Genomic DNA, 14,549 nt, shown 5'->3' with positions numbered 1-14,549 from the left:
ACAGCCGCGTCGACTACAGCCGCGCCGCCGCGTACTGCGCGGCCTGGACGTTCATGCCGTTCACGGCGTACAGCACGTGCAGACCGTTCGGCTGACCCACTGGAGCGCCGTCACACACGACGTCGCCCGGGACGCAGTAGGTGACGGTCTTGGGCTTGTACCGCGGTCCGACGTTCATCTCAGGTGCCCCGACGTCGCGGATCCAGCGGTCCGACGGGGGAGCGAAGAGCACGACGGCTTTGACGCGGGGTTCTACCTCGGCAGGCATGGCCTTGGGGGCCTGCGACGCGTACTCGGCATAGCGCGCGGGAACGGCGATTCCGCTGTTTGCTGCATAGGCCGCAACCGCGCCGCCCTGGGAGTAGCCGCCGAGAACGATTCCGGTGTTCGGGCATCGCGCCGCGGTGGCCTTGATGTGATCCTGCGCATCTGTGATGCCCGCAACCACGTTGCGGACAAACGCCACGCGGTTGTTGAAGTTGTTGCTGGCGGGGTAGTCGACGCCATAAACCGCCACCGACTTGCCCGGCAGCTGCGCCCTCAGTGCCTGCGCAAAGGACAATCCCGTGAGCCCGACGGGCGGCGCGGTTTCTGCCGTTCCACGAGCGAACACCACCTCGACGTCGGGGCACGACGCCGCAGATGCGTGTGGTGCTGCGGCGAGGACACCGCCGGCAGCGACGACGAGCGAACCCGCAAGGAGCGCTATCCGGCGTGCGGCACTGTTCAGAGGCGAGAGGCGACGGGCACGCCCGGAGCGTGGACGCGAAAAGGCGAGCTTCGGCATGGAGTTCCTTTGCGGAGTCGTGCGCCGGCAGACGTCGATCACAGCCGACTGTGGACGAGAGTACTCAGGGTATTCGTCCATTGTGGCCACTCGGATGGGCCTCAGTGCACACCTATTCACGAATCCGCGGAATCAATTTGCGCGCCGGTAGGAGACCGGCTCTCGCCAGCAGGCAGCCCGTCAGAAGACGAAGATGAACAAGTAGACGAGCAGCGCGACGATCGCCACTGCGACCCACACCCAGCCGAGGCGGATCGCCACCGTCGCGAATGGCATGCCGTACTGGGGTCGGGAGCGGATCTCATCGCGTGCGCGGTAGCCGAGGTAGATGCCGATCGGCGACGTGATACCTAGGAGCGACAACACGAATGCCCAGATCGCCGTGCGGTTCATCGTCGTCGTCTTCGACGATGCCGGTGCTGCAGTCCGAGGCGGTGCCACGGGCTCCTCCTGGTCTTCGACGCGGGAACCGATGCCTTTTCGGTTCGACGGTTCTTTCACAGCCGAGTATGCCTGCGTCGCCGACGCCTCGGCTGGGCCCACCGGTGGAGCGTCACGCGAGGGCGTGTTGGCGGGGACGTCGCGACGGGGCGGGACGAACACCCGTTCTCCGCTCCGTGCGTATTCGCTTGCGCCGGACAGACTTTCGGTCGGTGGCGGCGTCGTGCCCGTTCTTCCGACTGGATCAACGGCGCGCGGGGGAGGACCTGCCGGCGCGCCGATCGGAGCCCTCCGTCCCGGCGGTGGGACCGGCGCCCCTGGGCGTTGCGGCGGCACGGGTCCCTGTCCCGGCGGCCTTCCCGACGACTGTCCGGTTCCCGGGCCGGGCTGCGCGCCGGGTGCTGGCGGGCGTTGCGGCGGGGCGCCGACCTGCCATCCCGGTCGCGGACCGGTGTTTGGTGGAAGCGGCCTGTTGCCCTGTGAGGGTGCCGGGCCGTTCCCCGTGGCGGGACGCGGGGGCGGCGGCCTGTTCCCGGTAAACGTGGGGTTGGCGCCGGCCGGGCCGGGACCGACTCCGTGCTGGTCGCGCGGGTTGCTGCGCAGAGCAGGGCCCCCGTCACGAGGGCCGGTGCCGACGTCCCGAGGGCCGGTGCCGACGTCCCGAGGGCCGGGCCCGACGTTCCGCGACGCGGGTCCGGCATTCCGCGGCACTTGGCCGCTGTCGCGCGGTGCAGGGCCGTTCTCGCGCGGGGCCGACCCGCTGTCGCGCTGGATCGGCCCGTTGTCGCGGCCCGAAGGGGCGCCGCCGCGTGCGTCCGGACGCACCGACCAGCCCGACGACGGTCCGTTAGCGCGCTCCCACGGCGCGGAGGCCGGGGCCACGGTGTCGCGCGCGGGTCGTGATTCCGAGTCTGTTGTCGGCTGCGACGGCCTGTCGGCAGACGGTGCGTCGTCCTTCGACAGGGGAAACCACCCCGATGCTCGGTTCACGCCCGACTCGCTGTCGGCGTCGTCGGATCGGGTGTCGTCGGAGTTCACGGGTCCAAATTACCTGCACCGGTGTCCCGAGACCGCATGGACCGTCGACTACGTGACCTTCCCGACGGGCTATCCGGCGTCGGGGCCGGCGGTGATCGTCGTCGGCAATTCATCGATCCGAGGAACCGTTGCCGAGATCGGCGGCGGCTCCTGCCGACTCCGACGGAGTACGACGACGACGGCTGCCGCGACGGCCGATACCAGCGCGAGTCCCCCTGCGATGGCGAGCACCTGCTTCTTCTGCATGTGCACAGCGTGCCAGTTCGCTGCGGGCAGATGCCACTTCTGACACCTACCGGCGCTGAGGTGGTTGTATGGAGGGCGTGAGTATTGAAACGCAGACCGCGACCATCCACACCAACCGCGGTGACATCGTTGTCGACCTGTTCGGAAATCACGCACCCAAGACCGTTGCCAACTTCACCGGCCTCGCCGATGGCAGCAAGGAGTACAGCGAGCCCAACGCTTCCGGAGGCAACTCCGGACCGTTCTTCGACGGCTCGGTGTTCCACCGTGTCATCGAGGGCTTCATGATCCAGGGCGGCGATCCGACGGGCACCGGCCGCGGTGGCCCCGGATACCGCTTCGAGGACGAGTTCCACCCGGAGCTCTCCTTCGACCGTCCGTACCTCCTCGCGATGGCAAACGCCGGACCGGGAACCAACGGATCACAGTTCTTCATCACCGTCGGCCCCACCCCGCACCTCAACCGTCGCCACACCATCTTCGGTGAGGTGACCGATCCCGCATCGCAGCAGGTTGTCGACGCTATTGCGACGACCTCCACCGACCGCGCCGACCGCCCGCTCGACCCGGTCGTCATCGAGAAGATCGAGATCAACTGAACACACCGCAGCAACCGACGCGCGCGTCGCAGGTCTGCTACCGGCACCCCGATCGCCCGACCCTGCTCTCCTGCAGCAGGTGCGGGCGTTCGGCGTGTCCGGAGTGCCTCACCCCGGCCGCCGTCGGGCAACACTGCGTCGAGTGTCGCGGCGACGACGGGTCGCGGCGCGCGGCGTCGGGAGTCTCAACAGCACAGATGTCGACGCCGACGGCCACGCGCAACACCCCGATCGCGACGTATGCGCTGATCGCCGTCAACGTGGTGATCTTCGCGCTCTGCGTGATCCAGGCAAAGTCGTTCGACGCCGGGCTCGCGCCTCTCTTCCAGCACGGCGACCTCGTCAGAGCCGACGTCGCCAACGGCGAGTACTGGCGACTGCTCACCGCAGGTTTTCTCCACTTCACCGTGATGCACATCGCGCTGAACATGATTTCGCTCTACATCCTCGGCCGTGACCTCGAGACAGCACTCGGACACAGTCGCTACCTGATGGTCTACTTCATCGCGCTTTTCGGCGGCAGCGCCGCGGTGATGCTTTTCGAGGCGGGCAACGTCCGCAGTGCCGGCGCCTCCGGCGCGATCTACGGACTCATGGGCGCAATGCTCGTGATCGTCCTCAAGGCCCGAATTTCCCCGACCGGAGTCATCACGATCATCGTGATCAACCTGGTCTTCTCGGTTACGATGCCCGGGATCTCACTGGCCGCCCACATGGGTGGTCTTGTCTTCGGTGCCGCCGCGACAGCCGCTGTCATCTACCTTCCCGCTCGGCTTCTGCCGGACGAGTCGCGTACCCAGCACAACGCTTCGCGAGTGGGGTGGATCGCGCTGATCGTGCTGCTCATCGTTGCGATCGCGCTCGGCATCATCGCCGGAAGTTCGAGGTCGGGTCTGCTCTGAGCAGGCTTCCACGACACCCGCAATCGATAGCTCAGTTAGTTGTCCACAGGAGTTACCCACAGTGGGGATGAATTACACACATGTAATTCGGCCTCACGCGACGTAGTTCGACGGTGTTCGAGATGGGTCAGCCGTCGACGTCGAATCCGGCCTGACGCAACTGCACCGCGACGTCGGAGGGCGCTGCGCCGAGATCCCAGCGGCCGAAGACGTAGAGCTTGGTGTCGAGTCGTAGACCATCCGATTGATCTGTCGGGGCGGCGTCGTCGGGGATCACGTCGATCTCGAGCTGCCCACTACGACGTCCGATGCGGCGGATGTTGAGCACCTTGATCTGATCGATCTGCGGGGGCGTGCAGTCACGCGTGCCCGACAGTGTCCTGATGTGGAGGATTGGGCCGGGACTGACGGCGAGGCGCGGTCGAATCGCCCACGCGTACGCGCCGAAAACCAGCAGCAGCACGCCTGCGACGACCATCAGGACCATGCCGGCGGGATCCGACGCCGCGATCACGCCAAGGACTACAAGAAGTAGGCCGCCGACCAGCAGTGCGGCGGCAGCAGGTCGCGGCGTCGACCATTCGCCTGTGGACAAGTCGGAACGGTTATCCACAGCAGTTACTCACAGTGGGGATGAATTACACACATGTGATTAACGGCTGTGGATGATTGTCCGAGCCTGTTGTCGCAGGTCAGCGCCATCTCATGGTCATCAGAAGGCCGACGACCATCAGGGCGAAGCCGATCAGGAAGTTCCACGATCCGAGGTTGGCCATCCAGTGGAGAACCTGGCCCTCGCCGCCGTAGGTGGTCGAGCTCGCAGCGAGGTAGTAGACGATCAGCCATGCGAGGCCGAGGAGCATCAGACCGAGCATGACGCCCACGTAGATGCTGCTGGAGGGACCGGTCTTGACCTTGACCGGCGTGCGCGACGCCGGGTTGATCGTGTAATCGGTCTTCTTCCGGACTTTAGACTTCGGCATGACTTCCTCTGTTGGGTGCAGATCACTCGCCTTACACGGTATCTCACCTGGTCGCCGCGTCCGACCCCGCTCGCTGGTCAACGTCCCCCGCTGGTGATTTCGACTCGGCTGCTCGCTTCGCTCGCGGCCGGCTCAATCAGCGGGAAGGGCCCATCCGCTGGTCGACGGCCCCCGCTGGTCGAGCCACCCCCGCTGGTCGAGCTTGTCGAGACCACCCCGCGGCGCCCCGAGTAACCTGAGCCTGTGAATACGCCCGCCGTCGACGGATCCGCGCAGCCCCTGGGCCGCGTGCTCGTCATCGACAACTACGACAGCTTCGTCTACAACCTGGTCCAATACCTCGGTCAATTAGGCGGCTCCGCCGCGGGTCAATTGGGCGGCTCCGCCGCGGGTCAATTGGGCGGCTCCGCCGCGGGTCAATTGGGCGGCTCCGCCGGCCTCGACGTCACCGTCTGGCGCAACGACGATCCGGTCCTCTCCGACGCCGACGGCGAGTTCACCACGGAATCACTGCGTCGAGCTGTCGAAGGATTCGACGCCGTGCTGCTCAGCCCCGGCCCCGGCACCCCACAGCGCGCGGGCGCGACCATCCCGCTCGTGCGGCTCGCGGCGTCGGACGAAATCCCGCTGCTCGGGGTCTGCCTCGGACACCAGGCGATCGGCGCAGCATTCGGCGCGACGGTCGACCGCGCCCCGGAACTCCTGCACGGCAAGACGTCGCAGGTCATCCACGACGACGACGGCGTACTGGCCGGACTACCGGATCCATTCACCGCGACGCGCTATCACTCGCTCACCGTGCTCCCCGAGACAATCCCCGACGAACTCGTCGTGACCGGGCGCACCGACACCGGCATCGTCATGGCCATGCGCCACCGCGAACTACCCATCCACGGGGTCCAGTTCCACCCGGAGAGCGTGCTGACCCAGGGCGGACATCGAATGCTGGCCAACTGGCTGGCCGTCGCGGGCATCAAGGTCGACGCCGGTCTGGTCGACGCGCTCGAACAGGAGATGGCCGCCGCGCTGGGCTGACGGCCACCATCCGACCTACACAGCAGACCGCTCCGAAAGGCCGTTCTAGTTCGGCAACAGGCTGAGCTGCCCGACGGTCACCGTGACGGCGTCGTTGCGGCTCAGTTGCGAGCCCGCGGCAGGCTGCTGGTCGATGATCTTGCCGATGTCCGGACTGCCCAGCGGCACGCCCTTCGTCGACTGTGTGAGCGTCGAATCCGACCATCCGCGCGACTGCAGCGTCGAGCGTGCCTGCTCGGGTGTCTGACCGCGCAGGTCGGGCATCGTGAACTGGTTGCCGCGCGAGACCGTCACCTGAACCGTGCTGCCCTCGTCCACCGATGTTCCGGCGGACGGGGACGAGCTGATGATCTCGCCGACAGGCCGATCAGAGTCACCCTGCACGACGACCATTTTCAGATTCGACTGCTCGAGCAGCGTGCGGGCCTGGTCCTCACGCATACCGACGACGTCGCGAACGGTCACCTGGCGAGGCCCGGATCCGACGTGCAGCACGACGGGGCTGTTGACCGCGGCGTTGGTTCCGGACGCGGGCGTCGTGCTCACGACCTTGCCGTCGAGTGCGGCCGTCGAATCGACCTCGTCGGTCCGGATGTTGGTGAATCCGAGCACCTTCAGCGCGTCGGTCGCCTCCTCCGGTGTCTTGCCCTGCATCGACGGCATTTGATGCCGTGGGGGTCCGGACGACACGTACAGCGTCACCTCGGAGCCGTCGGGTGCCAGTACGTTCGCGCCCGGCGCCGACCTGGTGGCCGTCCCGGCCTTGACGTCGAGGCTCGGTTCCTGGAGCTGTTTGACCTTGAATCCCGCACGCAGCAGGTTGCTCTCGGCGTCTTGCGACGACAGTCCGCTCACCGATGGCACCGCGATCTGCCGCGCACTCTCCGACGCCCACGGGGCCCACCACAGCAATAGTCCTGCCAGCAGCAGCACCACGAGCGCGACCGATCCGAGGACCAGTCCGCGAGACCGGCGGCGAATAGGGGTGTTGTCACTGGAGCGTCGAGGAGCGTTGCCGCCCGAACCGCCGGAGCCGTCGCCGCCACTACCCCCGGTGCCGCCACCGTCCGAGCCGCGAGCGGCGCGCCGAGGACCGGTGTCGAGAAACTCGGTGCGGTCCTCGTCGGTCAGCAGCAGCGGAGCCGACGGCCGACCGCCCGCGAGCACGCGGATCAGGTCGGCGCGCAGTTCGGCGGCCGACTGATACCGGTTCTCCTTGTTCTTGCTCATCGCCTTGAGCACCACGGAGTCGAGCTCGCGCGGGATCTCCGGTCGGATCGACGACGGCCACGGCGGGTCCTCGTGGACGTGTTGATGGGCGACGGCGACGGGCGAATCACCCGTGAACGGCGGCTCGCCGGTCATCAACTCGAACAGAACGCAGCCCATCGAGTAGATGTCACTGCGCGGATCGACCTTGATACCGCGCGCCTGCTCCGGCGACAGGTACTGGGCGGTGCCCATCACGGTCGACGTCTGCGTCATCGTCGACGTCGAGTCGCTGATGGCTCTGGCGATGCCGAAGTCCATCACCTTGACCGCGCCGGCCTTGTCGATCATGACGTTGGCGGGCTTCATGTCGCGGTGCACGATCCCGTTGCGGTGGCTGAAGTCCATGGCCGCGGCGACGTCGGCCATCCACGTCATGGCCTGTCGCGGAGACACCGGACCGTTGGCGCGCAACACATCCCGCAGTGTCTCGCCGTCGACGTACTCCATCACGATGAACGGCAGCGGCCCGTCGGGTGTCTCGGATTCGCCGGTGTCGAAGACCTGGACGATCGTCGGGTGATTGAGTTTCGCGGCGTTCTGCGCCTCGCGTCGGAAGCGGAGGTAGAACGACGGATCGCGTGCGAGATCGGCGCGCAGCACCTTGATCGCGACGTCCCTGTTGAGCAGGAGGTCGCGAGCGAAGTGCACCTCCGACATCCCTCCGAAACCGAGCGTCTCGCCCAGTTCGTAGCGGTCGGAGAGATGGTGCGGGGTCGCTGTCATCGGCTCGGCAGACAGAAGGGCGGACAGAACTGTCCGGTCACGGTGGGTGCACCGGAGTCGCCATCGGTTGTGGTCGGCTCCTCGGTCTCCTGTTGGGTCGTCTCTTCTTCGGTCGTCGGTCGCTCGGTGGTGGTCGGACGACGCGTCGTGGTCTGCTCGCGCGTCGTCGTCTCAGGTTCTTGCTGTTCAGCAGTGGTCGGGACAGCGGTCGTGGTCTGCGTGACCGTCGTCGACGGCGTCGGCGTCTCCGACGATCCCGAATCCAGATTCGCCAGCCAGAAGCCGATCAGTCCGATAGCGCCGAGCAACAGCACTCCCGCGATACCCGCGAGCACCTTCTGGCCGGTGGTCCACCCGTTGTTGTTGTTCGACGGAGGTGTCGAGCTGGTCTGCGGGTACGCGGTCTGGCCGTACGAGGTCTGCGGATATGAGGTCTGGCCGTACGCCGTCGGAGCCCGACCGGTTCCCTGCGTCGCGCTGCGTGCGGTTCCCGTGGGCGGCACACCGCTCGTCATCGCGCGGGTCGCGCCGGTTCCGCGTGCGAGCGCGGCACCACCCGCAGCCCCCGCCGCAGCGGCTCCAGCAGCACCGACGGCTCCGGCGCCGCCAGGGGTAGGAGGTCGACGTCCCGCACGCACCGCGGCCACGGCGTCGGCGAACTCGCCACCGTTGGCGTAGCGCTGCTTGGGATCCTTCGACAACGTGATGTCGATCAGCTCGCGCACCGACGCAGGCACGTTCGCAGGCAGCGGCGGCGGGGTCTCGCGGATGTGCTTCATCGCGACGGTGATCGCGCCATCACCAAGGAATGGTCGACGGCCCGTCAGCGCCTCGTATCCGACGACGCCGAGCGAATAGACGTCCGACGCCGCCGTCGCCTCGTCACCGGTCGCCTGTTCGGGCGAGATGTACTGGGCCGTGCCCATCACCATGCCGGTCTGGGTGACCGGCGCGGCGTCGACCGCCTTCGCGATGCCGAAGTCGGTGATCTTCACCTGCCCCGCGGGTGTGATGAGGATGTTGCCGGGCTTGACGTCGCGGTGCACGAGGCCCGCGGTGTGCGCGGCCTGCAGCGCGCGGCCGGTCTGCTCGAGCATGTCGAGTGTGTTGGTCAGCGACAGCCGCCCGAGTCGTGAGATGACGGAGTTCAGCGGCTCGCCGTCGACGAGTTCCATCACCAGATAGGCCAGCGGGCCGCCACCTGCGCGGTCGGGCGTCTCGCCGTAGTCGAAGACGTTCGCGATGCCGGGGTTGTTCAGCTTGGCCGTCGTCTGCGCCTCGGTGCGGAAGCGAGCGGTGAACTCGGGGTCGTCGGAGTACTCGGCCTTGAGCACCTTGACCGCGACACGACGGTTCAGTCGCGTGTCGACGGCCTCCCAGACCTGGCCCATTCCGCCGGTCGCGATGAGCCGGATCAGGCGATAACGGTCGGCGATGATCGTGCCGTTCTGCAGGCTCATCGTCCACCTCCCACCAGTGAGTTGATCACAGCTCGTCCAATCGGTGCAGCGACGGTTCCGCCGACCGAGTTCACACCGTAGTCGCCGTTCTCCACGATCACGGCGACAGCGATCTGCGGATTCGACGACGGTCCGAACGCGATGTACCAGGAGTACGGGGTCTCCGAGTCGCCACCTGCGCTCGTGTCGGAGTGCTCGGCCGTGCCGGTCTTCGACGCGATCGACACCGGACCGCCCGCTCCCGCGGTTGCCCGTTCCGACTCGACCATCATGCTGGTCAGCGTGGCCGCCTGGTCGGAGGTGATCGGTTCGTTAATCGTTGTCGGCTGAGTTGTGCTCAGCGTGCGCAGATCTGCCGATTGCAGTTTATCCACCAGATAGGGCTGCATCCGCACCCCACCGTTGGCGACGGTCGCTGCGATCATCGCGTTCTCCAGCGGGGTCAGGCGCACGTCACGCTGTCCGATCGCCGACTGCGCCAGCGCGGCACGGTCGGGGATCTCGCCGACGGTCGATTGCGCGACCGGCATCGGAATCTCCGGTCCGGCTTCGTCGAGGCCGAAGCGTCGAGCGGTGTCTTTGAAGTTCGACGTCGCGTTCGGCATCTTGTTCGTCACGAGGTCGGCGAAGGCGGTATTGCACGAGTACTTCAACGCCGTGACCATCGAGACAGTGCCGCCGGACGATTCCGGGCATGTCTCGCCGCCGTAGTTGGGTAGCGAGATCGTGGTGTCGGGCAGCGGGAACTGCGACGCCGCGGTGAGCCGCACGTCGGGCGACACCCCTGCCCGCAGCGCCGCCGCGGAGGTGACCACCTTGAACGTCGAGCCCGGCGGGTAGAGCTGGTTGATCGCGCGGTTGAGCATCGGCTCCGAACCGTTCGGGTCGTTCCACGACGACCAGGCCGTCTCGCGCACCGACTGGTCGTGGCTGGCGAGCTTGTTCGGGTCGTAGCTGGGCGTCGACACCATCGCGAGAATCTTGCCGGTGTTCGGCGCGATAGCGACGACCGCACCGCGACAACCGCCGCTGCAGCCGTTGCGCATCTGGTTGTAGGCCACTCGCTGCAGACGGGGATTGATCGTCGTCACGACGTTGCCGCCACGCGGATCCCGCCCGGAGAACATGTCGGTGAAGCGCTGCCCGAAGAGCCGGTCGTCGCTTCCGGAGAGAAACGAGTTCTCGTAGCGCTCGACCTCGGTGCTGCCGTACTGGTACGAGAAGTAGCCGGTCACCGGCGCGAACGCCTCAGCACCCTCGGGTGGGTAGCTGCGCAGGAACTTCAGCCTGCTGTCCGTGGGCACCGACACCGCCACGACCTCGCCGCCTGCGGTGATCGCACCGCGCTGGCGCGAGTACTCGTCGAGCAGCACGCGGTTGTTGCGCGGGTCGGACTTCAGGGCGTCGGCCTTGAAGACCTGAACGTAGGTGGCGTTGGCGAGCAACACGATGATCATCACGATGACCACCATCGACACCCGGCGGATCGGAGCGTTCATGGTTGCCGCACCGCCTGTGTCGGCAGCGACTCGATGGGCTTCGGCGTGGGCCGACGCTTCGTCGGGTCGGGTTCGCGCGCGGCATTGGACACGCGGATCAGTAGCGCGAGCAGGATGTAATTCGCCAGCAACGACGACCCGCCGTACGACACGAACGGCGTCGTGAGACCGGTCAGCGGGATGAGCTTGGTGACGCCACCGACGACGACGAAGATCTGCACGGCCATCGTGAAAGAAAGGCCGGTTGCCAGCAGTTTGCCGAAGCTGTCGCGGACTGCGACACCCGTGCGCAGACCGCGCATCACGAAGATCAGGTAGAGCATCATCACGGCGGTGAGCCCGACAAGGCCGAGCTCCTCACCGATGGTCGCGATGATGAAGTCGGTATTGGCGAACGGAACGATATTGGGGCGGCCGGAGCCGAGTCCGGTGCCGAACAGCCCGCCGGTCGCGAGCCCGAAGAGGCTCTGTCCCACTTGATAACCGGTGGTGTCGAAGGTGGCGAAGGGGTCTTGCCACACCTGAACGCGCACCTGCAGATGCGGGAACAACTGGTACGCGAGTACCGCTCCCGCAACGAAAAGCGTGACGCCGATCGCCACCCAGCCCGCTCTGCCGGTGGCGACGTAGAGCATCGCGAGGATCGTCGAGAAGATCAGCAGCGGCCCGCCGAGGTCGTTCTCGAGGGCGAAGATGCCGATGGTCACCAGCCATGCGATCAGCAGTGGTCCGAGGTCGCGTGCGCGCGGCAGGTCCATGCCCAGGAAGTGCTTGCCCGCCGTCGTGAACAGGTCACGCTTGGAGACCAGCAACGCCGCGGTGAAGATGATGATCAGGATCTTGGAGAACTCGCCGGGCTGAATGTTGAAGAGAGGGGTGCGAATCCAGTTCTTCGACCCGTTGATCTCCGACATCGACGACGGCAGGATCGCCGGGATCGCCAGGAAGATCACGCCGCCGAGGCCGAGTGTGTACGCGTAGCGCGAGAGCGTCCGGTGATCGCGGATGAATATCAGGATCATTGCGAACGCGATGATGCCGAGCAGCGCCCATAACAGCTGCTGATCGGCGTTGTTGGTCTGCTCGGTCGGGCTGATCTCTTCGCCGCGCGGACCCGACCCGAGGTCGAGTCGGTGGATCAGCACGAGCCCGATTCCGTTGAGCGCGGCCACAATTGGCAGCAGCACCGGATCGGCATGCGGTGCGTACCGCCGCACGACGAGGTGTGCGATCGCGAACAGCACCGTGTATGCGGCGACGTACTTGAGAAGATCCCACGTCAACGATTGACCCTGCGCGGCCTGCACGATGATCAAGGCGATCGTCACCACACCGATCGCGAAGATCAACAGGATCATCTCGACGGTGCGCCCGGTCTGGCGGGCCGGTTCACGCGGCGGCGCGTGCTGCGCTTGCGGATTCGACGGCTGCGACATCTACGGTTCCCGACACGGTCCGTCGTCGAACTGAGGCTGCGCAGGCGTCGAGGCGGAGGGGGCGGGCGTCGACGACGGCGCCGGACTCGACGGCTCGGCGACCGGCGGCAGTGTGAAGCGCGCGGGGAGTGCGGTGTTCGGTGCCGGGCTCGCGGGAGGCGGGGTGCCGGGTGTCGGGGCTCCCGGTGTCGCGCCCGGTGCTGGTGTGGGCTCGGTGGTGCTCGGCGCGGGCTGGCACAGGGGCAGGAAGGTGAGTCGACGCACCCGGTTGCGGGCGTCGTCGAGGTCGACTTTGCTGACCCCAAACGTGCGCACGGTGTTCACGCTTGCCGAGTCGAGGTCGGAGAGGCTCAGCTGGCGACACTCGTCCTTGCTGTCGACCGACTGGAAACTGACGGTCGGGGCGTCGGTCGCGACGTTGGTGACGCAGACCTTCTCCGACGCCTTGCTCGACGAGAAGAAGAGGATCTTGTCGGGCGAGCCCTGGAAGATGGTGACCTTGCCGTTGTCCTCACCGACGTAATACGTGCTGCGCAACAGTCCGCGCGTGAGGAAGAAACCAGCGATCAGCGCGGCGATGACCAGCGCCACAATGCCTGCGAATATCCAACGACCCCAACGACTTCGACGCTGCGCGGGTTCGTTGTCGTCATCGGTGAGGATCGTCGGGCGCTGGGGTGCAGCTGCCGGTGGACGCAGTGCTGCTGCCCTGCCGGCCGCAGTCTTGGGATCGGGCGTGTAGTTCTGCTCGGAGTCGTCGCCCGCCGCACCGCCGACGATGGGTCGCGACTCGCCGTACTGCGTGTCGACGACGTCGGCGAGCACGACGCTGACGTTGTCGGGGCCGCCGCCGCGCAGTGCGAGCTCGATGAGGCGGTCGGCGCACTCCTTCTCGTCGTCGATGGAGCCGAGCGTCTCGGAGATGGTCTCTTCGCTCACGACATCGGAGAGACCGTCGCTGCACAGCAGATACCGATCGCCCGCGCGTGCCTCGCGGATCGTGAGAGTCGGCTCGACCTCGGTTCCGGTCAACGCGCGCATGATGAGCGAGCGCTGCGGATGGGTGTGCGCCTGCTCTGCGGTGATGCGACCTTCGTCGACCAGCGTCTGGACGAACGTGTCGTCGCGCGTGATCTGGGTCAGCTCGCCGTCGCGGAAGAGATAGCCGCGCGAGTCGCCGATGTGCGCAAGCCCGATCCTGCTGCCCGCGAACAGGATCGCGGTCAGCGTCGTGCCCATGCCGTCGAGGTCGGGGGAGCGTTCGACCTGTGCGGCGATGGCCGCGTTGCCGCGGTGGGTCGCGCGGTCGAGTGCGGCGAGCAGATCGCCGCCCGGCTCGTCGTCGTCGAGTGTGCGCAGTGCCTGGATGACCAACTGGCTGGCCACTTCGCCTGCCGCGTGTCCGCCCATGCCGTCGGCGAGTGCGAGCAGTCGGGGGCCGGCGTAGAACGAGTCCTCGTTGTTCGCGCGGACCAACCCACGATCGCTCCGCGCGATGTAGCGCAACACCAGTGTCACGGGCGCAACTCGATCACGGTCTTACCGATACGGATCGGCGTGCTCAGCGGAACGCGCACGGCCGTGGTCACCTTCGAACGGTCGAGGTAGGTGCCGTTCGTCGAACCGAGGTCTTCGACATACCAGTCGTCGCCGCGACGCGAGAGCCGTGCGTGGCGTTCCGATGCGTAGTCGTCGGTGAGCACCAGCGTCGAGTCGTCGGCTCGGCCTATCAACACCGGCTGCTGACCCAGCGTGATGCGCGTATTCGCGAGTGCGCCGTGCGTGACGACCAGGTAGCGCGCCGACCCCTTGGCTGTCGCAGCTTTTCGACGTCGCCGGTCGGCCCCGGTGTAGCGGGAGAGAGGCGAACCCGACGCCGTGGCGATGTCGGCGCGCAGGGTGCGGATGACCGCGTAGACGAACAACCAGAGGAGGACCAGAAACCCGATACGGGTCAACTGCAGAACCAAGCCCTGCATCTAGTCCTCACCTCCCCAAGCATCCGTCACTACAAAGTACGTCCGTGTGCCGACGCTTCGCGTGCGACAACGGATCCCGACTGCATCTTATGGGCCAGAGTCCCGATCACCGTCATTCGAAAGTGACAGTTGTGTATCGACGCCCGGCG

14 protein-coding genes are annotated in these 14,549 nt (G+C 66.7%); 4 read left to right on the top strand and 10 right to left on the bottom strand.

The features are described 5' to 3' along the window. Positions 1–13 precede the first annotated feature (13 nt). Positions 14–787, bottom strand: coding sequence for a cutinase family protein (locus ACRVY7_RS17800; protein ID WP_431818032.1), 774 nt, complete (start codon positions 785–787; stop codon positions 14–16). Between the two features lie 180 nt (positions 788–967). Next, a complete protein-coding gene (locus ACRVY7_RS17795; RefSeq protein WP_431818031.1) occupies positions 968–1,330 on the bottom strand; it encodes a DUF4190 domain-containing protein in 363 nt (120 codons plus the stop codon). Between the two features lie 526 nt (positions 1,331–1,856). On the opposite strand from ACRVY7_RS17795, the gene ACRVY7_RS17790 reads away from it, so the two are divergent. The 3 genes from ACRVY7_RS17790 to ACRVY7_RS17780 all read left to right on the top strand — a co-directional run bounded on the left by ACRVY7_RS17790 (position 1,857) and on the right by ACRVY7_RS17780 (position 4,013). Continuing rightward, positions 1,857–2,555, top strand: a complete 699-nt coding sequence (locus ACRVY7_RS17790; protein WP_431818030.1) for a hypothetical protein — start codon at positions 1,857–1,859, stop codon at positions 2,553–2,555. Between the two features lie 25 nt (positions 2,556–2,580). After that, on the top strand, positions 2,581–3,111 hold the full coding sequence (locus ACRVY7_RS17785) for a peptidylprolyl isomerase (RefSeq protein WP_082937800.1): 531 nt from the start codon (positions 2,581–2,583) through the stop codon (positions 3,109–3,111). A 197-nt stretch (positions 3,112–3,308) separates the two neighbouring features. Further along, a complete protein-coding gene (locus tag ACRVY7_RS17780) occupies positions 3,309–4,013 on the top strand; it encodes a rhomboid family intramembrane serine protease (RefSeq protein WP_431818029.1) in 705 nt (234 codons plus the stop codon). 127 nt (positions 4,014–4,140) lie between these two features. Here ACRVY7_RS17780 and ACRVY7_RS17775 read toward each other — a convergent pair whose 3' ends face one another. Then, a complete protein-coding gene (locus tag ACRVY7_RS17775) occupies positions 4,141–4,626 on the bottom strand; it encodes a PH domain-containing protein (protein ID WP_431818028.1) in 486 nt (161 codons plus the stop codon). A 79-nt stretch (positions 4,627–4,705) separates the two neighbouring features. Further along, on the bottom strand, positions 4,706–4,996 hold the full coding sequence (crgA, locus tag ACRVY7_RS17770; protein ID WP_005205869.1) for a cell division protein CrgA: 291 nt from the start codon (positions 4,994–4,996) through the stop codon (positions 4,706–4,708). A 279-nt stretch (positions 4,997–5,275) separates the two neighbouring features. On the opposite strand from crgA, the gene ACRVY7_RS17765 reads away from it, so the two are divergent. After that, positions 5,276–6,031 carry an aminodeoxychorismate/anthranilate synthase component II gene (locus ACRVY7_RS17765; protein WP_431818246.1) on the top strand — a complete coding sequence of 252 codons (756 nt, stop codon included), beginning with the start codon at positions 5,276–5,278 and terminating at the stop codon, positions 6,029–6,031. Positions 6,032–6,076: 45 nt separating this feature from the next. On the opposite strand, the gene pknB is transcribed toward ACRVY7_RS17765, so the two are convergent. The 6 genes from pknB to ACRVY7_RS17735 are packed head-to-tail and all read right to left on the bottom strand — an operon-like array spanning position 6,077 to position 14,400. Further along, positions 6,077–8,026 (bottom strand): Stk1 family PASTA domain-containing Ser/Thr kinase, encoded by a 1,950-nt coding sequence (gene pknB / locus ACRVY7_RS17760; RefSeq protein ID WP_431818027.1) that lies wholly within the window; start codon positions 8,024–8,026, stop codon positions 6,077–6,079. Beyond that, on the bottom strand, positions 8,023–9,486 hold the full coding sequence (locus ACRVY7_RS17755; RefSeq protein WP_431818026.1) for a protein kinase domain-containing protein: 1,464 nt from the start codon (positions 9,484–9,486) through the stop codon (positions 8,023–8,025). The genes pknB and ACRVY7_RS17755 overlap by 4 nt, the downstream gene beginning before the upstream one ends. After that, positions 9,483–10,985 (bottom strand): peptidoglycan D,D-transpeptidase FtsI family protein, encoded by a 1,503-nt coding sequence (locus ACRVY7_RS17750; protein ID WP_049699173.1) that lies wholly within the window; start codon positions 10,983–10,985, stop codon positions 9,483–9,485. The genes ACRVY7_RS17755 and ACRVY7_RS17750 overlap by 4 nt, the downstream gene beginning before the upstream one ends. Beyond that, a complete protein-coding gene (locus tag ACRVY7_RS17745; RefSeq protein ID WP_049699172.1) occupies positions 10,982–12,421 on the bottom strand; it encodes an FtsW/RodA/SpoVE family cell cycle protein in 1,440 nt (479 codons plus the stop codon). The genes ACRVY7_RS17750 and ACRVY7_RS17745 overlap by 4 nt, the downstream gene beginning before the upstream one ends. Beyond that, entirely contained in the window at positions 12,422–13,939 is a 1,518-nt protein-coding gene (locus ACRVY7_RS17740; RefSeq protein ID WP_431818025.1) for a PP2C family protein-serine/threonine phosphatase, read from the bottom strand. Next, positions 13,936–14,400, bottom strand: coding sequence for an FHA domain-containing protein FhaB/FipA (locus ACRVY7_RS17735; RefSeq protein ID WP_049699170.1), 465 nt, complete (start codon positions 14,398–14,400; stop codon positions 13,936–13,938). The genes ACRVY7_RS17740 and ACRVY7_RS17735 overlap by 4 nt, the downstream gene beginning before the upstream one ends. Positions 14,401–14,549 lie beyond the last annotated feature (149 nt).

This window comes from Gordonia jacobaea (assembly GCF_965344965.1).
Classification (GTDB): Bacteria; Actinomycetota; Actinomycetes; order Mycobacteriales; family Mycobacteriaceae; genus Gordonia; species Gordonia jacobaea.
This window is presented reverse-complemented; position numbering and strand designations above follow the sequence as displayed.

Excerpts from the sequence above, each read along its gene's own strand:
- ACRVY7_RS17800 (WP_431818032.1), bottom strand. The coding sequence starts at position 787 with ATGCCGAAGCTCGCCTTTTCGCGTCCACGCTCCGGGCGTGCCCGTCGC.
- ACRVY7_RS17785 (WP_082937800.1), top strand. The coding sequence starts at position 2,581 with ATGGAGGGCGTGAGTATTGAAACGCAGACCGCGACCATCCACACCAAC.
- ACRVY7_RS17780 (WP_431818029.1), top strand. The coding sequence starts at position 3,309 with ATGTCGACGCCGACGGCCACGCGCAACACCCCGATCGCGACGTATGCG.
- crgA (WP_005205869.1), bottom strand. The coding sequence starts at position 4,996 with ATGCCGAAGTCTAAAGTCCGGAAGAAGACCGATTACACGATCAACCCG.
- pknB (WP_431818027.1), bottom strand. The coding sequence starts at position 8,026 with ATGACAGCGACCCCGCACCATCTCTCCGACCGCTACGAACTGGGCGAG.
- ACRVY7_RS17755 (WP_431818026.1), bottom strand. The coding sequence starts at position 9,486 with ATGAGCCTGCAGAACGGCACGATCATCGCCGACCGTTATCGCCTGATC.
- ACRVY7_RS17750 (WP_049699173.1), bottom strand. The coding sequence starts at position 10,985 with ATGAACGCTCCGATCCGCCGGGTGTCGATGGTGGTCATCGTGATGATC.
- ACRVY7_RS17745 (WP_049699172.1), bottom strand. The coding sequence starts at position 12,421 with ATGTCGCAGCCGTCGAATCCGCAAGCGCAGCACGCGCCGCCGCGTGAA.
- ACRVY7_RS17735 (WP_049699170.1), bottom strand. The coding sequence starts at position 14,400 with ATGCAGGGCTTGGTTCTGCAGTTGACCCGTATCGGGTTTCTGGTCCTC.